Here is a 17,036-nt window from a genome sequence, read left to right as displayed (position 1 = left end):
CATTGGCGTCGGCCGGCCTTTTTTTGGTGTACCGGCGCGAAGAATCTATCGTTTCAGCTTACGCTTGCGGATCATGTAATCGTCGCGGATCCCGTTGATTGAACCGATGATCATGGAAACGGTGATCTCTTCCAGCTCTTCCATGTCGACGTTGTGACGCAACAGGTACGATCCGGCAGCGGACGGCACGCCGAAGGAAATATCGGTCACTGCCCGGGCCGTCGCCATCGGGATATCGAAATTCCGGTTCACGATCTTCGCGAGATACTCGACCGACGCTTCGCGATCGAAATCGGTTGGATCTCCGGTTTCCGATATCGCCGGATCGGCCTGGAGCCTTTCGATCAACAGGCCCTTCTTTGCAATATTCCCGAGATAGGTTTTGGTTATGCCCCGGACGAGTTCCTCGAAGGTTTCGGCGGCTTCTGCGGCGGCGAACTGTGTGCTGCGCAGAGTGCCGAGCTCCCGTTCCAGCAATTCCCTGAGAATTTCATGGATATTGTCGAAATACTTGTAGATCAGCGATTTGCTGACCTCGGCATGCTTTGCGACACGTTCCATGGTCAGTTGCCAGATGCCCTCGCGCTCGACCATGTCGGCCGCCGCGTCCAGGATCATCGAACGCCTGACTTCCGGCGAGAATCGCCGCTGGGGTTTCGCTTTACTGCTGGCCATCAACGGTAAGACCTGATCATCACTGTAATGATCTTGTGAGAGATAGCACCTTGGAGAATGCATTGCCAACGTCGGCTGCGATGAAGTCATGTCCGGTCGTGGCGACTCGCAATCGGCCGTTCCGATTTTTTGCAAATCGCGAAGATAATGCCGTTCACTCGAACTAAGTCGTTGAATTTTAAAGAGCACTGATTCTGGCACGCTTCTTGGTTGTCCTGTCTGCATGACAACCAACGGAGCTGACACGATGCCTTTCCCGATCATTATGGACGCGGCCGCTTATATCGATCGCACGCTGACCGAGTATCTGGGCCAGATGATGGGCGCCTGGCCTTTCTTTGACGCGCTTATTCTCACGCTTTCCTCCAGCCACCTCGCCAAGGGCGGAGTTTTGGCGGCTCTCTTGTGCTTCACATGGTTGTGGCAGCCGAGCGCCGCCGGCCGCGGCGATGACGGGCAGCAGCGGCGAAACCGCGCGATCATACTGTGCAGTCTGCTTTCGGCGGCCATCGGCGAGGTCTTTGCGCGGTTGCTCTCCAACAGTCTCCCGTTTCGCTTGCGGCCATTTCTCAATCCGGATCTCGCTTTTCAGGCTCCGGAGAGCCTCATGGTTCTGGCACCCGAAATGCTGGCCGAAAGCTCGTTCCCCAGCGACCATGCGGTCCTGTTTTTCGCGCTGGTAGCCGGGCTGTGGCTGATTTCCTGGCGCATCGGCGCCGTCGCGTTGCTCTACACGCTCGTCTTCATCATGTTTCCGCGGCTCTATCTCGGGCTGCATTATCTGAGCGATCTTGCCGTGGGCGCTGCGATCGGCGTCGGCTTCACGCTGGTTGGCACCTGGCTGCTCGGCAGGACGGCGCTCGTCCGGATCCCCATTGGCTGGTCGTTCACGGCGGTTCCGCTGTTCTACCCGGCGTTCTTCCTCTTCATGTTCCAGGTGGCGACGATGCTCGAGGACGTGCGCGCATTTCTGCACCTGCTGAGGACCGCCTAGCCATTCGCGGCATGCGTGCCGGACAATTGCACGGCGGCTAACCGGTTTTTGAAAGCCACTTTTCTCTTTTGCGGTAGAGCGTGGAGGGGCTGACGCCGAGCGCCTTGGCCGCCGCCGGCAAGCTTCCGCCGGCCCGCTGTATGGCGGATTCGATTGCCAGCCGATTGACCTCGTCCAAGGTCATGCCCTCCAGGGAGAGCGTGAGATCGTCGGTCACATCGGCGCCTGTGTCGGATGCCACTTGGGTTCGCGACTGTACGCCGGTCGTCACGGCCTGTCCCTGTTCCAGATGAGAGGCGATCTCGCGTGCCGCAACTGTCGGGCCGGGGTTCATGATCACCGCCCGGCGGATAACATTCTGCAGTTCGCGCACATTGCCGGGGAAGGCCGACGACTGGAGGAGCTGCAACGCATCCGGCGCCAGCGGATCGAACGATTTCCCCTCTTCCTCCGCCATTTGCGCCAGAAAGGACTGCGCGAGCAATCCGATATCTTCTCCGCGGTCGCGCAGCGCTGGCAGTTCGAGCGGAATGACGGCGAGGCGATAAAAGAGATCCTCCCGGAATCGGCCGGCTGCGACTTCGGCGACCGGATCCCGGTTTGTCGCGCAGATAACGCGGACATCGACGGCTTCGGTCCGGCTGGTGCCGACGCGCTGGATCAGACTGGTCTGCAGAAACCGCAACAGCTTCACCTGAAGCTTGAGGTCCATCTCCCCGATCTCGTCGAGAAACAGCGTTCCACCATCGGCTTCCCTGGCGGCGCCAACGCGATTCTCGACGGCGCCGGTAAAGGCGCCTTTCACATGGCCGAACAGTTCCGATTCGAGCAGGTTTTCGGGTATCGCGCCGCAGTTGATCGCGACGAAGGCGCCGCGGCGGCGCTGGCTTTCCGCATGAATGGCTTCCGCCGCGACTTCCTTGCCGGTGCCGCTTTCGCCGGTGATGAAGACCGTGGCGTTCGAATTGGCGACATTCTCGATCGCCCGGTACACCGCCTGCATCGCCGGCGATTTACCGATGAATCCGTGAAAACTTCTCCGGTCCCCACGGCGCTTGACGGTCTTGATCTCCGTCTTCAGCTCCGTGCGTTCGAGGGCGTTGCGAATGGAGGTCAGCAGTCTTTCAGGCGCCAGTGGCTTGACGATGAAATCATAGGCGCCGCGTTGCATGGCCTCGACCGCCCGGTTGATGGATCCGTCGGCTGTTACAACGATGATGCTGGCTTCCTCGGCAAGCTTCGGAAAAGCCCTAAGGAGATCTAGACCGTCACCATCGGGCAGCTGCAGATCTAGCAACAGGACGGGAAAATGCTCTCCGGCAGCAAGTTTCTCGGATGCGTCGGCAATCGAGTCCGCGATCTCGGCGACATAACCCGACTTTTCCAGCGTGCCTGCATAGGATAGCGCCAGCGACTGCGTATCTTCGACGATCAATATGCGCATCGTCTGTTCGGTCACGTGATTTCCTCTACGACTTGCGCCCGCATCCAGCCTTCCCGATTTGCAATATCGCACAGCTGTCTTTGCATAATGCTAAGATTTCGCATGGTTATATTTTTTAAATCGTTGAAATACAAAGTATTAGTTTTTGGCACGGTTCTTGAAACGTCTTGGTCCGAACAGATGACGAAGGACCAGATATGCTTCAATCAGTGTTTGCTTGGCGAACGACCACCTGTCTTTTGGGGCTGCTTGCCACCGGTTGCGCCGTGGGCCCTGCACCGGAAAACCTGTCCGGCAGCGCCTGGATGCCGCAACATAGCGAATATGGCGCCGCAGCCTGCGAAGCACGTGACCACGCCCTCCCGACTGGCCGCGCTACCGTATCTCCTGCCGATATGGTGGACGGGGCGCTCCGGTTTGCTCCCGGAGATCGGGTCCGCGTGGCCGTTCTGGGTGACGAAGACACGCTCAGCGGCATCTATGTCGTCGATTCAAACGGCAACATCAATCTCCCGGGCGTTCCAAGTGTTCCCGCCGCCGGCAAGACCGAAAGGGTTGTTGCCGGCGCACTCAGGCAGTCCTTGATCGCGGCCAGTCTGGTCCGGCCGCTTTCAAGGGCTGTCGATCTGCGGCTGATCGAGAGCGGTGGGGTTCCGATTTCGGTGACCGGTGCCGTGTTTCTTTCCGGCTCCGTTCGCGTCGGCGAGCGCCGGGCGGAAGATCGCGTCGGTCAGCGCGAGGGCGAAGTGTCCGGCGACGCCAATAGCGGGCGCACCGTATCGACCGCCTTGCGCGCCGCTGGCGGTGTCCGCCCCGATGCCGACATCTCGCGGATCATCGTTATCCGCGACGATCGCCAGACCATCCTCGATATGAGCGGCATGATCGACGGGACGCAGCGGCTCGATCTCGGCGTGACGGCCGGTGACCGGATCATCGTTCCCAGCACGGGCTGTTTCCGCGCCGATATCGTGCGCCCCTCGCCGCTCACCGCGCCGGGTATCCGGGTGCACATGTCGAACCTCTCACGGCCGGCCAACAACAATGCGGGGGCCGGTATCGGCACCGAAACGCTGAACCTCCCTTATGGCACGCGCATGCTTCAGGGCCTGGTCGCGATGAACTGCATCGGCGGTTCGGCGATGAACGCCCGTCGGCGAGCGGTGCTGATTTCGCGCAATCCGATGAACGGCCGGAGCGTCGTCATCGAGCGTGAAGTCGAGGAGCTGGTCCGCGGAGCAGATCGCGATTCCGTCGATCCCTATCTGATGCCCGGCGATGCGCTGGCTTGCTACGACAGCCGGATGATGAACTTCGCCGATGCGATCTCGCTCGTAACCGGCGCGGTCAACGCCGTCACGCCGGCCGCGATCTTGAGCGGGGCGATCGACTGATGAGAATGGAACATGTCAGAGCGAACCCGGAACAGGGGCTTTTCAATCGGATCCTGTGGGTCGCCCAGAACGGGCTGCCTTTTCCCGGGCGGACCCAACGCTACCTGAAGACCGCGCTGCCCTCGATCGGTGTCATCTGGCTGCTGGTCATACTCTATCTGATTGTGGCGCCGACCAGCTATTCGAGCCGAACGACACTCATCCTGCCGGGATCCGGCGTTGGATCGTCGATCAACCTGGAAACGATCGGTCAGGCGTCGACGGCTTCGTCCTCAGCATTTTCCAGCTCTTCGCTGAGCCCGACTGAGAACTACAAGCGCTTGCTGATGTCCGATGTGGTATTGGACAGAGCGGCGGATATCGCCGACGAGGACGAAGGCGATTTTCCGAGGCCGACCATACGGTTGGTCGACCAGACGAACCTGATCGGGGTCAACGTCGCGGGCGACACCCGCGAACATGCTCGACGCCGCGCGACCGCGCTTCGGGAAGCCTTTCTGGTCGAATTGGCGCGTCTTCGTGCAGACGAGGCGGAGCGGCGGGAAGAGGCCGACCGGTCTCGCCTCGACGGGCTGGAAGCCAAGGTCCGCGAGGCCCAGCGAGCTCTCCTGCAGTTCCAGGGAGAGACCGGGCTTGTTTCCATGGATCAGTTCAACGGTAGGGTTGCCGCCTTCGATGCGCTGCGCGATCGGGAACGCGATGCACGCACGGCCACACGACGGACACAGGCCGCCACGAGCCGGCTGGCATCGTCGCTGCAGATATCGCGCGGCGATGCGAGGCGCGCGATGCTCCTGGGCGCCGATCCCGAATTTCAGACGCTGCTGGATCGTTATGCGAACCTGACGGCCCAGCGTGCCGAAGCGTCGGGAACCCTAGGCTCCCGACACTCCACGATTGAGGAGCTTACCGCCGAGACCGATTCCCTGCGCGAATCGCTGAGTCAGCGCGGACGGGCCCTGACCGGCTTGAGCGGAACCCAGATCATGCGGTTTGCCGATCTCGCGGTGTCCGATGTTCGCGCCGGTCTCATGCAATCGACGCTGCTCGCCGACAGCGAGGCCGCCGGGGAGTCGGCGGCGTTGGCGGAGATCCGCGCGCAGCTGCAAGAACAATCGGCGACGTCGGCGCAGCTGGTCGAAAAGGCGTCCGAGCTGGCGGATCTAACGCGCGATCTGCGGGTTGCCGAAGCGGTCTTCTCCTCCGCGCTCGCTCAGCTGGATACAAATCAATCCGACCCCTTTGCTTCCTATCCGCTGGTCCAGACGCTAGAAGAGCCGTCCCTGCCGAGCCGGCCGAGCTCCCCCAAACTTCTCTTCGTGCTGGGCGGCGGTCTGCTGGCGACATTTCTCACTCTCATCGGGTTCATACTGTTATGGTCGCGTCAGCAGGTCATCCGGAAAATCCTGCCGAGCGGCTGATCTCGATCACAATCCAGAGCACTTGGCTGTTCTGGATCGCCGGGGCGCTGTACCTCGTCGGCCCAGCGCTTGGCTGGTGCCTGGCCGCGCTGGCCGTCCGCAATCTCTATTTTGCACCGGCATTGCCGATGCGCATGCGGCCGGATCCCGTCCCGTCTTTGGTTGTCGTTTGGCTCGCTTCGATGGCGGCGATGCTCGCCATCTTGCTGATCGGACACGCGCTGAACGATCTCGGCACCGTCCAAACGATAAAATCGTCGATCGGCTGGGCCAAGGGCTGGGCATTGCTGGCGCTGTTCCCGCTGGCCGGCGCCGTCCTGAAGATCCGGCCCGAAACGATCTATCGCGCCGTGTGCCGACTTGGCCTGCAAACACTCCTCATCCTCCCCATTTTTCTGGCGGCGCCCTATGTCGGATTGCCGGGCGAACTCTATGTCTCGCCGCTCAGAATTCTCGGCGGATCGGGCCCCGAGTTCTTCTCCGTCACGCTATACACGTTCGAACCCGGCTCGGGTCTGCCGCGATGGCAATTTTTCGCCCCCTGGTCGCCGGCGGCGGGCATGGTCGGGGTGATCTACGTCCTGTGCGCGCTCGAAGAGAAGCATCGGAGATGGCGCTACATAGGCTTGGCCGCCGGGCTTGCCGTGGCCGTGCTGTCCCAATCTCGGGTCGCCCTAATTGCCTTACTGATGTTGTGGCCGGCCGCCCATCTGCTGGCGCGGATGAACAGACCCGCAATCTGGTTTCTGTCAGCGCCCGCAGCGGTCTTCGCCGGGCTCATGGCCCCAGCGATCATCGACCATCTGACGGAGCTGATCGACAGCTTCGATCGCGCTCGGGCCGGATCGACGCGCGTCCGCGAAATCCTCGGCCGGATTGCCGTCGAACGATGGCAGAATGAAGCGCCCTGGTTCGGGCACGGGATCGTCGAGAACGGACCGCATCTCGTGGAATATATGCCGATCGGCAGCCATCACAGCTGGTACGGGCTGTTGTTCGTCAAAGGCGCGCTCGGTTTTGCGGCTCTCGCGATACCGATGCTGTTCAGCTTTGTCGTGTTGCTGCACGCCGCCTGGCATCATGCGACCGGCCGCGTCGGCCTGTCGATGATCCTGCTGCTGTTCCTCTACAGCTTCGGGGAGAATCTGGAAATTATGAGCTATCTGATCTGGCCGGCGCTCGTTCTGATCGGCGCCGCGGCACGCGCTTCGACAGATTGCGAAGCGCGGCAATAGCGCGCCGCCCGGCCAAAAAGGCGCTGCCAGGCCAATAGGCGCGTGATTTCCGCGTCAGCTACGCTCGCCCTCGCGGCTTCAGCCATCTTATCCAGCGGCAGCTTGGGTAGCTGAGCAAGCGCTGCCGCCAGCGTCTCCGCCGAGCTGCAATCGACGGTTATTCCGGCCTTCCCAACTTGCTCCGGCAAACCATCGACCTGCGCTGCGATGATCGGGCGACCAGCAAGTTTCGCTTCCATGGCCACCTGGCCAAAGGCTTCGCGTCGTGAGGGTATCGCCACGATGTCACATCGGCCCAGGAAATCCCGATGATTGGTTACCTTGCCGGCAAATTCCATGTTCGGCATGAGGCTCGCCCGGTGCTTCAACTCATCCTCTTCCGGGCCGAAGCCACCAAGCAGCAAGGAAAATCTGGTCGGGTCGAGCCGTCTCACGGCATCGATCAACACATCGAAGCCCTTGATCGCGTCGAACCGGCCATACGCCCCGATCACGATCGGACGATTGCCGGAATGGCATGCCAACGGCATGGCGCGCAGATCGCCGTGATCGCTCCAGGGCGGAATCACGAGCAGCTTTTCATGGGGAACAAGTCGTGCCACGCGAAGCCAGTCGGCTTGGCCATGCGAAACGGCCACGACCTCGTCGAATGCGGCATAGGATCCGCGCAGCATTGCACGAAAGCGCCTGACGCTGTCGACGTGCAGCTCCTCGAACGCGCGTGTGTAGCTATGCTCGACATGCACGAGAAAGGCCTTGCGATTGCGCAATCGCAGAGCGTGGAGAAACGGAAGCGTCCGCCAGCGCGGCGTGAAATGGGTGATGATAATATCCGCATCCAGCCGCGGTGCGCGCACCCCGGCTGGATTGACTTCGATCATCTCGTTGCGAATGCGCGTGGCAAGTTCGGGTCGGTCGAAGATGCTGAGTGACTTCACCACGCCGCCGAACGAAACGTCCTCAAGCAGATGCGCCGCCGCAAGCTGCCTCATGTCTTGAGCCCGGCGCCCAGCCGCCATTGCGCTACGGCATCGAAGGCGCGCGAGGGGAGCCAACGCGCTGCGGCCGCCGCCAAGGCGGTCGACAGCGTCTTGCCCGGTTCCTGAAACAGAATCCGGGCGTTTCTTGCCAGGGATTGACGCACGAGGGCCAGTGCAAACGCGCCGTCGCCGAGCTGCACCGAGCGACGAGCGAGATACCGGAGCTGATAGGCTTCTGCGGCGGCCCGGTGTTTCCGGATGAAACCGGGAGCATATCCGGCCGTCTTGTCGATCATGCGGCACCAGCTTTCATATTGCCGCGCGATATTGGCCGAAAGACCGCCGCTCGCAACGCGATATTCGGTCAGCAGACCGGATATACCCTCGAACCGGCATCCGGCACCGACCGCCATGCGGAGCCACATTTCGATATCTTCGGACTGCCGAAAACTCTCGTCGAACCAGCAGGTGCGCTCCGGCTCCGCGGGATGCCGGAACGCGACCCTGTCGAGCGCGGACTTTCTGATAACCGGCGCGGATCCGTTGCCGACGGGATTGCGTGTCACGATATCCTTCGCGGTCACGTCTTCGAGTTTCGGCCGCATTGCCAACGCTAGGGGGAGGCCTGCTTCATTGATGAAGCGCGACCCCGAATAGCTGACATCCACATCGGGATTTGCCGTCAAATGGATGAAATGCAGGCCCAGCTTCGAAGGAACCCAGCGATCGTCGGAATCGAGCAAGGCGATAAAGCGCCCTCTCGCAGCGGCGACTCCTGTGTTGCGCGCGCCGGCAAGGCCGCGATTGCGCTGGGCAATCACCCTGATGCGCGGATCCTTGAAGCTGTGGCAGATCCCGTTGCTGCCATCGAGACTGGCGTCATCGACGATGATCAACTCGAAATCTTCGAAATCCTGATCGAGAACCGACTGGATCGCCTCGCCGATATAGCGTTCGACATTGTACATCGGCATCACGACCGACATTGCTGGACGCTGTGTCATCTTATCCTCCTTCAGGAAAACAATTTTCTTTGGAACGTGCGGGGTAGAAACAGGCTGGCGAGTGCGCCCAGCAAGATGAGCGCGCCACGCCTCCGGTCGCCAAAAAAGGCGGACACATCGCGGCGGAACGCGATACCGACATAGCGCCAGGTGGATTTTGCTCCGGCCCCCATGCGAAGCGCGCGCCGGGCCAGATACCGGCAATAGACGGCCTCGGCCGCGTTGACGTCGACCGAACGGCGATATCCGTCGACGACGCTGCGCCAGCCCCTGTGCATGCTGTCGAGATCCGCTGAAAGACCGCCGGCGCTAGCGCGATATCCGACAAGAAGATCATCGATGCTCCTGATCAGATAGCCCGCGACGGCGGCACGCATCAGCCATTCCTGATCCTCGGCATGGTGCAGGTCCTCCTTGAACCCGCCTACCGTGTCGAAACATTCGCGGCTGACGACGAGGTTAGAAGTCGTGCATGTCGGATTTTCCGCGACCAGATCGGGAAGCTTCAGCGATCCGAACGCTATGCCCGACACCGCATCGGCATCGTCCAGATTTCTGGTCTCGGGCCCGATAAAGGCGACCTTTGCGCAGCTGACGGCCACCATCATGTCCCGGTGATGCACAGTGGCGTGACACTCCAATTTGGTCGAGGCCCAGATGTCGTCGGCATCGAGAAAAGCGATCAAAGCACCCCTGGCCATTTCGATGCCCAGGTTTCGCGCGGCTGCCGCGCCACGATTTTCTTGAGAGACGACGCGGATCCGTTGATCCTCGGATGCAAATCTCAGCATCTTTTTGATGCTGGCGTCGGTCGAACCGTCGTCGATCAGCAGGAGCTCGAAATCGCCGATCGTCTGGTCGAGCACGCTCCGGACCGTCCGATCGAGAGTCTCTTCGGCATTGAAGACAGGGATGATGACCGAGAAAAGTGGCTCGCTCATATGGAATACTCCTTTGGCGATATGGGGAGGGAAACAGTCCTGGCCGCGTGCAAAGCGATCCAGGCGAAGAAGGGAATCAGGATTATGGAGAGACCGGCCACATAGCCGAGCGCGGCAGTGTCGATGCCGTGGCCGGCGCCCAGCGCGAGTCCGCCCAGCGCGAAAGTCCCGGCCAGGAAGTTGGCGGCCGCGTCGCGGCCGGTCCGGCCGGTGGCGCGCAGCCATGTCGTTGCCAGCGTCGACCCCAACATCGCCAGCGCGGCAAGGCCGAGCAGCGACACCAGCGGAGCAGCAGATGACCAGTGAGCACCGAATATGATCGGCACGTATAAATCCGCCAGCACGACCTGGAGCAGGATAAGCGGCACAAGGATCGCTCCGCCGAACATGATACCCCGGCGATAGCGCGCGGCCCCTTCCAGCCGATCCTTTGCCCGGCACAGGAAGGGGTAGAGTACGGTGCCATAGGCGGAGGTCAGCGAGCCGGTGATGCCGAGACCGGCATTGAACGCGAAATAGTAGAGGCCAAGCGCTTCGACGCCGAGCAGCGCGCCGATAATAAGCTTGTCGAGCTGGATCCGCGCGGCGGTGCCGATCTCGGTGATCAGCACACCGGTGCCGAACGCTGCGAACGAGGCGACCGGCGCGTGTCCTGCGGTGCTGTCGCGCCGCCAATGGCAGGCGCGGCGCACCATCAGCAGCCAGACTGGCGCGGTCAGCAGCTTCGGCAAGACGACTGCCCAGGCCGACGGCCAGATCAGCACGAGAAGCGCCGTCAGAATATGATCGGCAATGGTCTGGCTCGCCGTGATACGCGCCGTCGTTTGAAGCTTGCCCGCGCGCATCAGGAGGAAAACCTGAACGAGGCCGAAGGGCATGATGGCGTAAACGCCGCACAAAAGCGCAAGCATTGCAGCGACGGCCGATTGACCGAACATAAATGCCATCATTGCAGCAACTGCCGCTTGAACGAGGGCGACAATCCCGCACCAGATCCAGAACAGCCGGTATGCCGTATTGCAGATGGCTGGCAGGTCGACCTCTTGTGCGGCGATGATCTTCTGGCCGATGCCGGCATTGGCCAGCACGCGAACGAGTTCGAATAGCGTCAGCGCCAGGGCCGCAACGCCAAGAATCAGGGCGTCGACCTGCCGCGCGATCACCAAAATGGCGGCGACACGCACGATCCGAACAATGAGCTCGGCCGAAACATAGGCTGTAAAGCCGCCGAGGAGCAGGCGATCGTCACCTTGTACGATCCTGTTCAAGCGCTTTCTCGCCAACCCGATGATGGTTCCAATAAACATGCCACCATCTGAGCAAACGCCGTGCCAAAGTTAGGAAAGCCCGGATTTCCAAGGATTACGAGAAATGTCTGGCCGACCGATCAGACCCGTTTTGCAAATTGCAAACGCCGTCATCGCGATATGCGAGACACTTAGCGCTTTGCTCGCACGGCCGATGCGATCGCAGCACAACAATCTTGCCTCATACGGCAGAAATCCTAGGCCACGCTCTTCTGGCACGGGTCCTGCATTAAGGTCCGCACAACATCAGTGTGGAGATATACATGTTCACGACAAACGACTTTCGAAATGCCCAGCCCTTGGATACCGAGGCCATGGCAAAGATCAGCAGCGAGCTGGACGCTTCGCTGATGCAATGCGGCGCATCGACGCTATTCGGACTTCCGCTGCTGAACGCGACGCGGGCCGAGGCGGTGGACGCAATCATCGAGGCCGCTGCTTCCGGACAGCGCCGGACCGTCAATTTCGTCAATGCGCACTGCATCAATGTCGCGCACAGGGACAGCCACTATGCGCGAATTTTGAAACGCAGCGATCTGATTTTGCCGGACGGTTCGGGTCTGGCACTCGCCGCAAAATGGTCCGGCGTCGGCCTGGGCGACAATCTGAACGGCACCGACGTTTTCCCCGAACTGTGCGAAAGCGCCGCAGAGCACGGGTTGCCGATCTTCCTGTTGGGTGGGGCGCCCGGCGTCGCCGCGGCGGCCGCCGAAGAAATGCTCGAACGCTATCCGATGCTGCACATCGCCGGATGCAAACATGGCTATCATGACGAAAGCGCGATGCCCGATGTGATCGACATGATCAATCGATCCCGGCCGGCCATAGTGCTGGTCGGCCTCGGCGTTCCACGGCAAGAGAAATGGATCGCCCAGTATCGCGAAGCTTTGAGCGCACCGGTTGTGTCCGGCGTCGGCGGTCTGTTCGACTATTATTCGGGCCGCATTCCGCGCGCGCCCGAGGCTATGCGGCGCGGTGGGATGGAATGGGTCTGGCGTTTCATTCGGGAACCGCGGCGGCTGGCCGGCCGATATCTCGCCGGCAACCCGGTCTTCCTCTGGCACGCAGCTCGCCACGCTATCGCTCGGCGCGGAATCGCCGCGCAGGCGGGCGATGGGGCAAAGCGGGCGATCGACGTGACAATAGGCTCGCTCGCGCTGGCGATGCTTGCGCCGATCATGGCTGCCATCGCCTTGCTCATCAAGGCGGAGGATGGCGGCTCCGCTTTCTTCTCGCAAACGCGGATCGGGAAAAACGGGAAACCGTTCAAGATGCTCAAATTCCGTTCTATGGCGGTGGACGCTGAGGCACGCCGGGCCGCGCTTCTCGATCAATCGGAGCGCGATTCCGTTTGCTTCAAGATGCGCAACGATCCCCGGATAACGCGGGTTGGAAAATGGCTACGCCGATTTTCTCTCGACGAGCTTCCGCAGATCTACAATGTCGTTGCCGGCGATATGTCGCTCGTCGGGCCGAGGCCAGCGCTGCCGGCCGAAGTACAGTCTTACAAGAACGATAGCTGGAAACGACTGTCGGGCCGGCCCGGCATCACCTGCACCTGGCAGGTTTCGGGTCGAGCGAACATTCCATTCGACAAGCAGGTCGAGCTAGACGTTGAATATCTGAGCTCGCGCACGCTTCTGCGCGACATCTGGCTGCTCACGAAAACGATACCCGCCGTGGTCAGCGGCCGGGGCGCCTATTGAATTGGGAAGGACATATCCGGCGCGGCAAATCGGCGGCTAGTGTATAGTAAAGGTCGCCGATTTGCCGTTGTCCGCGATATCCCATTCCAGCGTTCGCCTGTCGCCGAACTCTTCCATGCACCCCTGAACGAGCCCAAAGGCAATAGCCGCCATCGGACGATGGGACTGGTATCGCATGACCACCCGATCGTCTTTCACCGATGTTTCGACAATCGGCGGGCGGGCATCGGGATACAGCGTGCAGACTTCCGCATGGATATGACTCCCCACATGCAGCAAGAGCGCGTCGGCCGTCTGGTAATTTTCCATGATGTGCGGGTAGAGGATCATGAAGCGGCCATAGAGATAATGGCCGAAAAGACGACACAATTCGGCAGCTTCGATGCCCGACTGGGCCGATGCCTCGCCGACCAGGGTCAGGGCCTGATCCGAAGGATAGTTGCCGACGCTGGTATAGGCACCGTCATTCGGCAAATTCGCGCCCGTAATCACGGAGTCGGCAAACTCCGCCGACTTCGCCTGCTCCATGAAGCGTATCAGCTCCGAAAAAATCACGCCCTTCATCCGCTACTTGCCTCCGATTGTTGCTCTTTTGAATTTGCCGCATCATTCTGCCGGTGACCATCCACGATTGCGCCTATGGCGGTAATCGTGTCCGCGTGCACAGCATTCGCCTCGTCCAGTGTATCGGACTCGCCAGCCTTCACCCTGTCGAGCGTATCCAACAGCAATTCAGCGCCGAAACCGCGACAGATGCCCTTCAACGCATGATGCGCACGAGACAGGGCCCCGTCATCGCCCTGTCGCCATGCGTCACCGAACCGCTCGTACCAGTTCGTCAGGTCTTGTTGGATCGCATCGCCGAGCGTGCCTCTTTGCTCCTCGGGAACCGACAACAGCTGCTCCTCCAGTTTGCCGCTGTCGATCGACCGAATGGCTGTCCCGATATCGGTGCCGTTGTCCATATTCTCTGGCGGCGGCTTATGCACGGTCGCCGGCTCGATGGTCTGTACGATTTGGAGCAACAGGTTGTGAAGCGACGCCAGGCTGACCGGCTTGATCAACAAGCCGTCCATGCCGGAATCCAGAATGGCGAGCCGCTCATCCCGGGCGGCAAAGGCGGTGACGCCATAAATGAGAATCCGCTTGCCTCCGGCGTTGCGCCGAATGTGTCGCGTTGCCTCCATTCCGTCCATCTGCGGCATGGAAACATCCATTAAGATCGCATCGAAATTGCCTTTCGGCAGCAAGGACAGCACTTCGAGGCCGTTGGATGCCATTTCATAGGTGCAATTTAACTTGTCGAGCATCGACGCCATGACGATCCGGTTGGCTTCGACATCTTCCGCAACCAGGAGGTTGAGCGGCCGGCCGGCAATGGTGGCTGTATCGCCTTTTCCGTCGAAGACTTCGCGGACGATCACCCGATCCTTCGATCCAGTTTTCAGGGGAATGCGCATCCAGAACTGACTGCCCTCGCCCGGTTTGCTGTTAACGCCGATCGTTCCGTCCATGGCGTCCGCGATACGGCGGCAAATTGACAGGCCCAGCCCGGTTCCCTGCGGCCTTTCCCCTTCTGGCAGATCAAGCCGTTCCAGTTCTTCGAAAAGGCGCTCATGCTCAGCTTCCGGAATGCCCTCGCCGGTATCCGATACCGAGATTTGCAGCTCGCCGTCCAAGCGCTCGGCGCTGACCGTAATCCATCCGGCGCCGGTATATTTGATCGCGTTGCTGATAAAATTGTCGAGCACCTGCCTTAGCCGCGTCCTGTCGGAGATAATCGCCTCGGGCAGATCCGGATCCATGGCGAGCGTTACCGTTTGGCCCTTTTTGCGTGCCAGAGGCTGCCAGGCGCGAACGGTCGAACGCATGAATGCCTCAAGATCGAGATCGCTCTCGTCCAGAATGATCTTCCAACCTTCGGACCGCGCCAGTTCGATGATATCGGCCAACAGCTGCAAAAGCTGATCGGCGCTACCCAGCGCCAGTTCCAGCTTCTCTCGCTGATCGGCATCGACTTCGGAGACGCTGAGCAACTCGAGCGTGGCGAGCAGCGCGTTCATCGGCGTACGGATATCGTGGCTCATCATCGCCAGGAAGCGCGATTTGGATCGATCTGCGTCGACCGCTTTTTTCCGTGCTTCCTCCAGATCGAAAGACGCCTTGCGAAGCTGTTTGAGCCGCCGCTCGCCCAAGGCGCGCAACGTCCGCTGCTCCCGCTCCGCCTTTCGGTCGGCCGTGATATTGCGAACAGATCCGACCGCCGAATAGCCGAACCCGTAATCTTCGACATGCTCCGTAATCGACCAGCGCAGCCAGCGCGATTCCCCGAAATGATCGAGAAACCGCACATCCCGTTCGCTGGGCTTGTCGATCAGCCCGCCCTTTAGGGTGTCCATCAGAACGGCCATCGTTTCCGCCGGCTCGAGCGGATGGATCATGGCAATCATCTGCTGTAGATTGGTGATTGGAATACGCGAACCGACGATATCTGCGAGATTCTCGGAGCCGACGAAACGGCCATCTGCATCCACATGGAGGGTCGCCACCTGCGCCAGTTTTTGTGCACTGACCAGCATCTGCGTGTCCCGATCGACCTGTTTGAGCAGGTCCGCTTCCTGCTGCTTCAGTTGATCGCCCATCGCCACGAGCGACCGGCTCTTGCTGTCCAGGATCGACTCCGCCTCGATACGCGCTGCCTCGCTGCGCGCCAATCGACGTTCGGCAAGCGCGAGCGCCTTGCGCATGGAATCGATATCCGAAGGCAAGTCATCGGTTGCCATACCGGTCTTATAGACTGAAAAAAGTAAGAAATCCCTATTGTGCCTTGAACGTTGGGAACCGGCTGTCTTCCACCCGAAACTGCTGACCGTACGACAGAATTATAACGCGGGCCGAACTATGTCGGCACGGAAAATGTTGGGGGTAAACCCCTCCTTGTCCTTACCAGATATCAACGTTTGCGGTGCACTTGCGGAACTCTTCCTGACACTTGCGGAAGGCGGGATTAGTAACCTCTACCTTTCCCTTCCGACCGGCATCGGTATTCGGGCCGTAGAGCTGAAACAGATTCGGAAATTTGGAATAGAGATACCCCGATAGGCTTGCGCACCGTTTGCGCACGCTTCTGACAGAGCAATACCTTCGCGGCCTCGAACCGAATTTGTCGAAAGGAACCGGGTGGTTTGAAAGCCGCGGCAAAACAATAGACACTCGTCAAAATCCCTTTCCACATTCTTCCCCATACTTTTAGCAGCGGCAATGCATGTCTGCCGACGTAACTTCCTAGGAGAAAGCAAAATCCGCAAAGTTATGCGGAATAGCCAATCTCGTAAGGCGCTGACAAAAAGGTATATTTTTCGAGTGGCGGAGCGGGTGGGATTCGAAATAGTCGTCTAAGAGTTTACTTTATTAAGGTTTTCTTTGATGACTTTCCCAGAGTGCCATGAAAAATACCATAAGAAAATTTTGTTTGAAAATCGCTTCTCCCGGCCACCCAGCGCTTTGATCATTACTCAAGCACATGAAGTTTGTGACGAGTATCCCGCGGATACGGCTTGCCAGCAGACAGTTTGACATCAGTCAATCGAAACTCATGACCCAAACGGTGATCGACCATTAATGTTTGATTCTGGCCGGAAGCGGAAGGGCTGCTTCGGAATGAGGTGGCGCGAATAGCTGCCATTGAGCCGATATCTTGGTCCCAGACCGCTTTCGACCAATTTGAGACGTTCATCTCAATTCAGCGATTTCCTCAAAGCAGACCTTCCTTCAGGCCCGTCATATGGCGAGGACGGGGGCCGGCGGCGGACTGTCCGCTTCCAGGCGTCAAACAGCAAAAAGGACCGTCGAGATAGAACCAAGCAGGCACGCCCCAGTTCTTGGAACGCTTCACCAAAATCGATCAAATCAGGTTCACGCGAATGGATGTTGAC

General features: G+C 60.1%; 13 protein-coding genes. 5 read left to right on the top strand and 8 right to left on the bottom strand.

Translation table 11 applies throughout. The features are described from left to right. Positions 1-45 precede the first annotated feature (45 nt). On the bottom strand, positions 46-921 hold the full coding sequence (locus tag HFP57_RS09365; RefSeq protein ID WP_218135005.1) for a TetR/AcrR family transcriptional regulator: 876 nt from the start codon (positions 919-921) through the stop codon (positions 46-48). Position 922: 1 nt separating this feature from the next. Here HFP57_RS09365 and HFP57_RS09360 point away from each other — a divergent pair, with 1 nt between their 5' ends. Beyond that, positions 923-1,669 carry a phosphatase PAP2 family protein gene (locus HFP57_RS09360; protein WP_218135004.1) on the top strand — a complete coding sequence of 249 codons (747 nt, stop codon included), beginning with the start codon at positions 923-925 and terminating at the stop codon, positions 1,667-1,669. 37 nt (positions 1,670-1,706) lie between these two features. Here the strand turns inward: HFP57_RS09360 and HFP57_RS09355 are convergent, their stop codons facing one another. Beyond that, positions 1,707-3,185 carry a sigma-54-dependent transcriptional regulator gene (locus HFP57_RS09355; RefSeq protein WP_246262998.1) on the bottom strand — a complete coding sequence of 493 codons (1,479 nt, stop codon included), beginning with the start codon at positions 3,183-3,185 and terminating at the stop codon, positions 1,707-1,709. A 125-nt stretch (positions 3,186-3,310) separates the two neighbouring features. Between HFP57_RS09355 and HFP57_RS09350 the strand changes: the two genes are divergently transcribed. Genes HFP57_RS09350 through HFP57_RS09340 form a run of 3 tightly spaced genes read left to right on the top strand, consistent with a single transcriptional unit; the run spans position 3,311 to position 7,163 of the window. After that, on the top strand, positions 3,311-4,507 hold the full coding sequence (locus HFP57_RS09350; RefSeq protein ID WP_176869519.1) for a polysaccharide biosynthesis/export family protein: 1,197 nt from the start codon (positions 3,311-3,313) through the stop codon (positions 4,505-4,507). Beyond that, positions 4,507-5,928, top strand: coding sequence for a GumC domain-containing protein (locus tag HFP57_RS09345; RefSeq protein WP_246262994.1), 1,422 nt, complete (start codon positions 4,507-4,509; stop codon positions 5,926-5,928). Before HFP57_RS09350 ends, HFP57_RS09345 begins: the two co-directional genes overlap by 1 nt. Then, a complete protein-coding gene (locus HFP57_RS09340) occupies positions 5,883-7,163 on the top strand; it encodes an O-antigen ligase domain-containing protein (RefSeq protein ID WP_176869518.1) in 1,281 nt (426 codons plus the stop codon). Before HFP57_RS09345 ends, HFP57_RS09340 begins: the two co-directional genes overlap by 46 nt. Here HFP57_RS09340 and HFP57_RS09335 read toward each other — a convergent pair. From HFP57_RS09335 to HFP57_RS09320, 4 genes are read right to left on the bottom strand one after another with little or no spacing between them, the layout of a single operon-like run. Beyond that, positions 7,088-8,155, bottom strand: a complete 1,068-nt coding sequence (locus HFP57_RS09335; protein WP_176869517.1) for a glycosyltransferase family 4 protein — start codon at positions 8,153-8,155, stop codon at positions 7,088-7,090. The genes HFP57_RS09340 and HFP57_RS09335 overlap by 76 nt on opposite strands. Next, on the bottom strand, positions 8,152-9,147 hold the full coding sequence (locus tag HFP57_RS09330; RefSeq protein WP_176869516.1) for a glycosyltransferase family 2 protein: 996 nt from the start codon (positions 9,145-9,147) through the stop codon (positions 8,152-8,154). The genes HFP57_RS09335 and HFP57_RS09330 overlap by 4 nt, the downstream gene beginning before the upstream one ends. Before the next feature lie 11 nt (positions 9,148-9,158). Continuing rightward, complete coding sequence (locus HFP57_RS09325) at positions 9,159-10,088, bottom strand: glycosyltransferase family 2 protein (protein ID WP_176869515.1); 930 nt, start codon at positions 10,086-10,088, stop codon at positions 9,159-9,161. Beyond that, positions 10,085-11,395 (bottom strand): oligosaccharide flippase family protein, encoded by a 1,311-nt coding sequence (locus HFP57_RS09320; RefSeq protein ID WP_176869514.1) that lies wholly within the window; start codon positions 11,393-11,395, stop codon positions 10,085-10,087. Before HFP57_RS09320 ends, HFP57_RS09325 begins: the two co-directional genes overlap by 4 nt. Before the next feature lie 314 nt (positions 11,396-11,709). Here HFP57_RS09320 and HFP57_RS09315 point away from each other — a divergent pair, with 314 nt between their 5' ends. After that, positions 11,710-13,101 (top strand): WecB/TagA/CpsF family glycosyltransferase, encoded by a 1,392-nt coding sequence (locus HFP57_RS09315; protein WP_176869513.1) that lies wholly within the window; start codon positions 11,710-11,712, stop codon positions 13,099-13,101. Between the two features lie 36 nt (positions 13,102-13,137). Here the strand turns inward: HFP57_RS09315 and HFP57_RS09310 are convergent, their stop codons facing one another. Beyond that, entirely contained in the window at positions 13,138-13,665 is a 528-nt protein-coding gene (locus HFP57_RS09310) for a heme NO-binding domain-containing protein (RefSeq protein WP_176869512.1), read from the bottom strand. After that, positions 13,662-15,884 carry an ATP-binding protein gene (locus HFP57_RS09305; RefSeq protein WP_176869511.1) on the bottom strand — a complete coding sequence of 741 codons (2,223 nt, stop codon included), beginning with the start codon at positions 15,882-15,884 and terminating at the stop codon, positions 13,662-13,664. Before HFP57_RS09305 ends, HFP57_RS09310 begins: the two co-directional genes overlap by 4 nt. Positions 15,885-17,036 lie beyond the last annotated feature (1,152 nt).

The sequence above is a fragment of the Parasphingopyxis algicola genome (assembly GCF_013378075.1).
Lineage (GTDB): Bacteria > Pseudomonadota > Alphaproteobacteria > Sphingomonadales > Sphingomonadaceae > Parasphingopyxis > Parasphingopyxis algicola.
The sequence above is the reverse complement of the archived record's forward strand: the minus strand, read 5'-3'. Positions and strand labels throughout refer to the sequence as shown.

Coding starts and splice junctions, on each gene's coding strand:
- HFP57_RS09305 (WP_176869511.1), bottom strand. CDS start 15,884: ATGGCAACCGATGACTTGCCTTCGGATATCGATTCCATGCGCAAGGCG.
- HFP57_RS09320 (WP_176869514.1), bottom strand. CDS start 11,395: ATGTTTATTGGAACCATCATCGGGTTGGCGAGAAAGCGCTTGAACAGG.
- HFP57_RS09330 (WP_176869516.1), bottom strand. CDS start 9,147: ATGACACAGCGTCCAGCAATGTCGGTCGTGATGCCGATGTACAATGTC.
- HFP57_RS09350 (WP_176869519.1), top strand. CDS start 3,311: ATGCTTCAATCAGTGTTTGCTTGGCGAACGACCACCTGTCTTTTGGGG.
- HFP57_RS09335 (WP_176869517.1), bottom strand. CDS start 8,155: ATGAGGCAGCTTGCGGCGGCGCATCTGCTTGAGGACGTTTCGTTCGGC.
- HFP57_RS09315 (WP_176869513.1), top strand. CDS start 11,710: ATGGCAAAGATCAGCAGCGAGCTGGACGCTTCGCTGATGCAATGCGGC.
- HFP57_RS09360 (WP_218135004.1), top strand. CDS start 923: ATGCCTTTCCCGATCATTATGGACGCGGCCGCTTATATCGATCGCACG.
- HFP57_RS09345 (WP_246262994.1), top strand. CDS start 4,507: ATGAGAATGGAACATGTCAGAGCGAACCCGGAACAGGGGCTTTTCAAT.
- HFP57_RS09340 (WP_176869518.1), top strand. CDS start 5,883: ATGGTCGCGTCAGCAGGTCATCCGGAAAATCCTGCCGAGCGGCTGATC.
- HFP57_RS09325 (WP_176869515.1), bottom strand. CDS start 10,088: ATGAGCGAGCCACTTTTCTCGGTCATCATCCCTGTCTTCAATGCCGAA.
- HFP57_RS09310 (WP_176869512.1), bottom strand. CDS start 13,665: ATGAAGGGCGTGATTTTTTCGGAGCTGATACGCTTCATGGAGCAGGCG.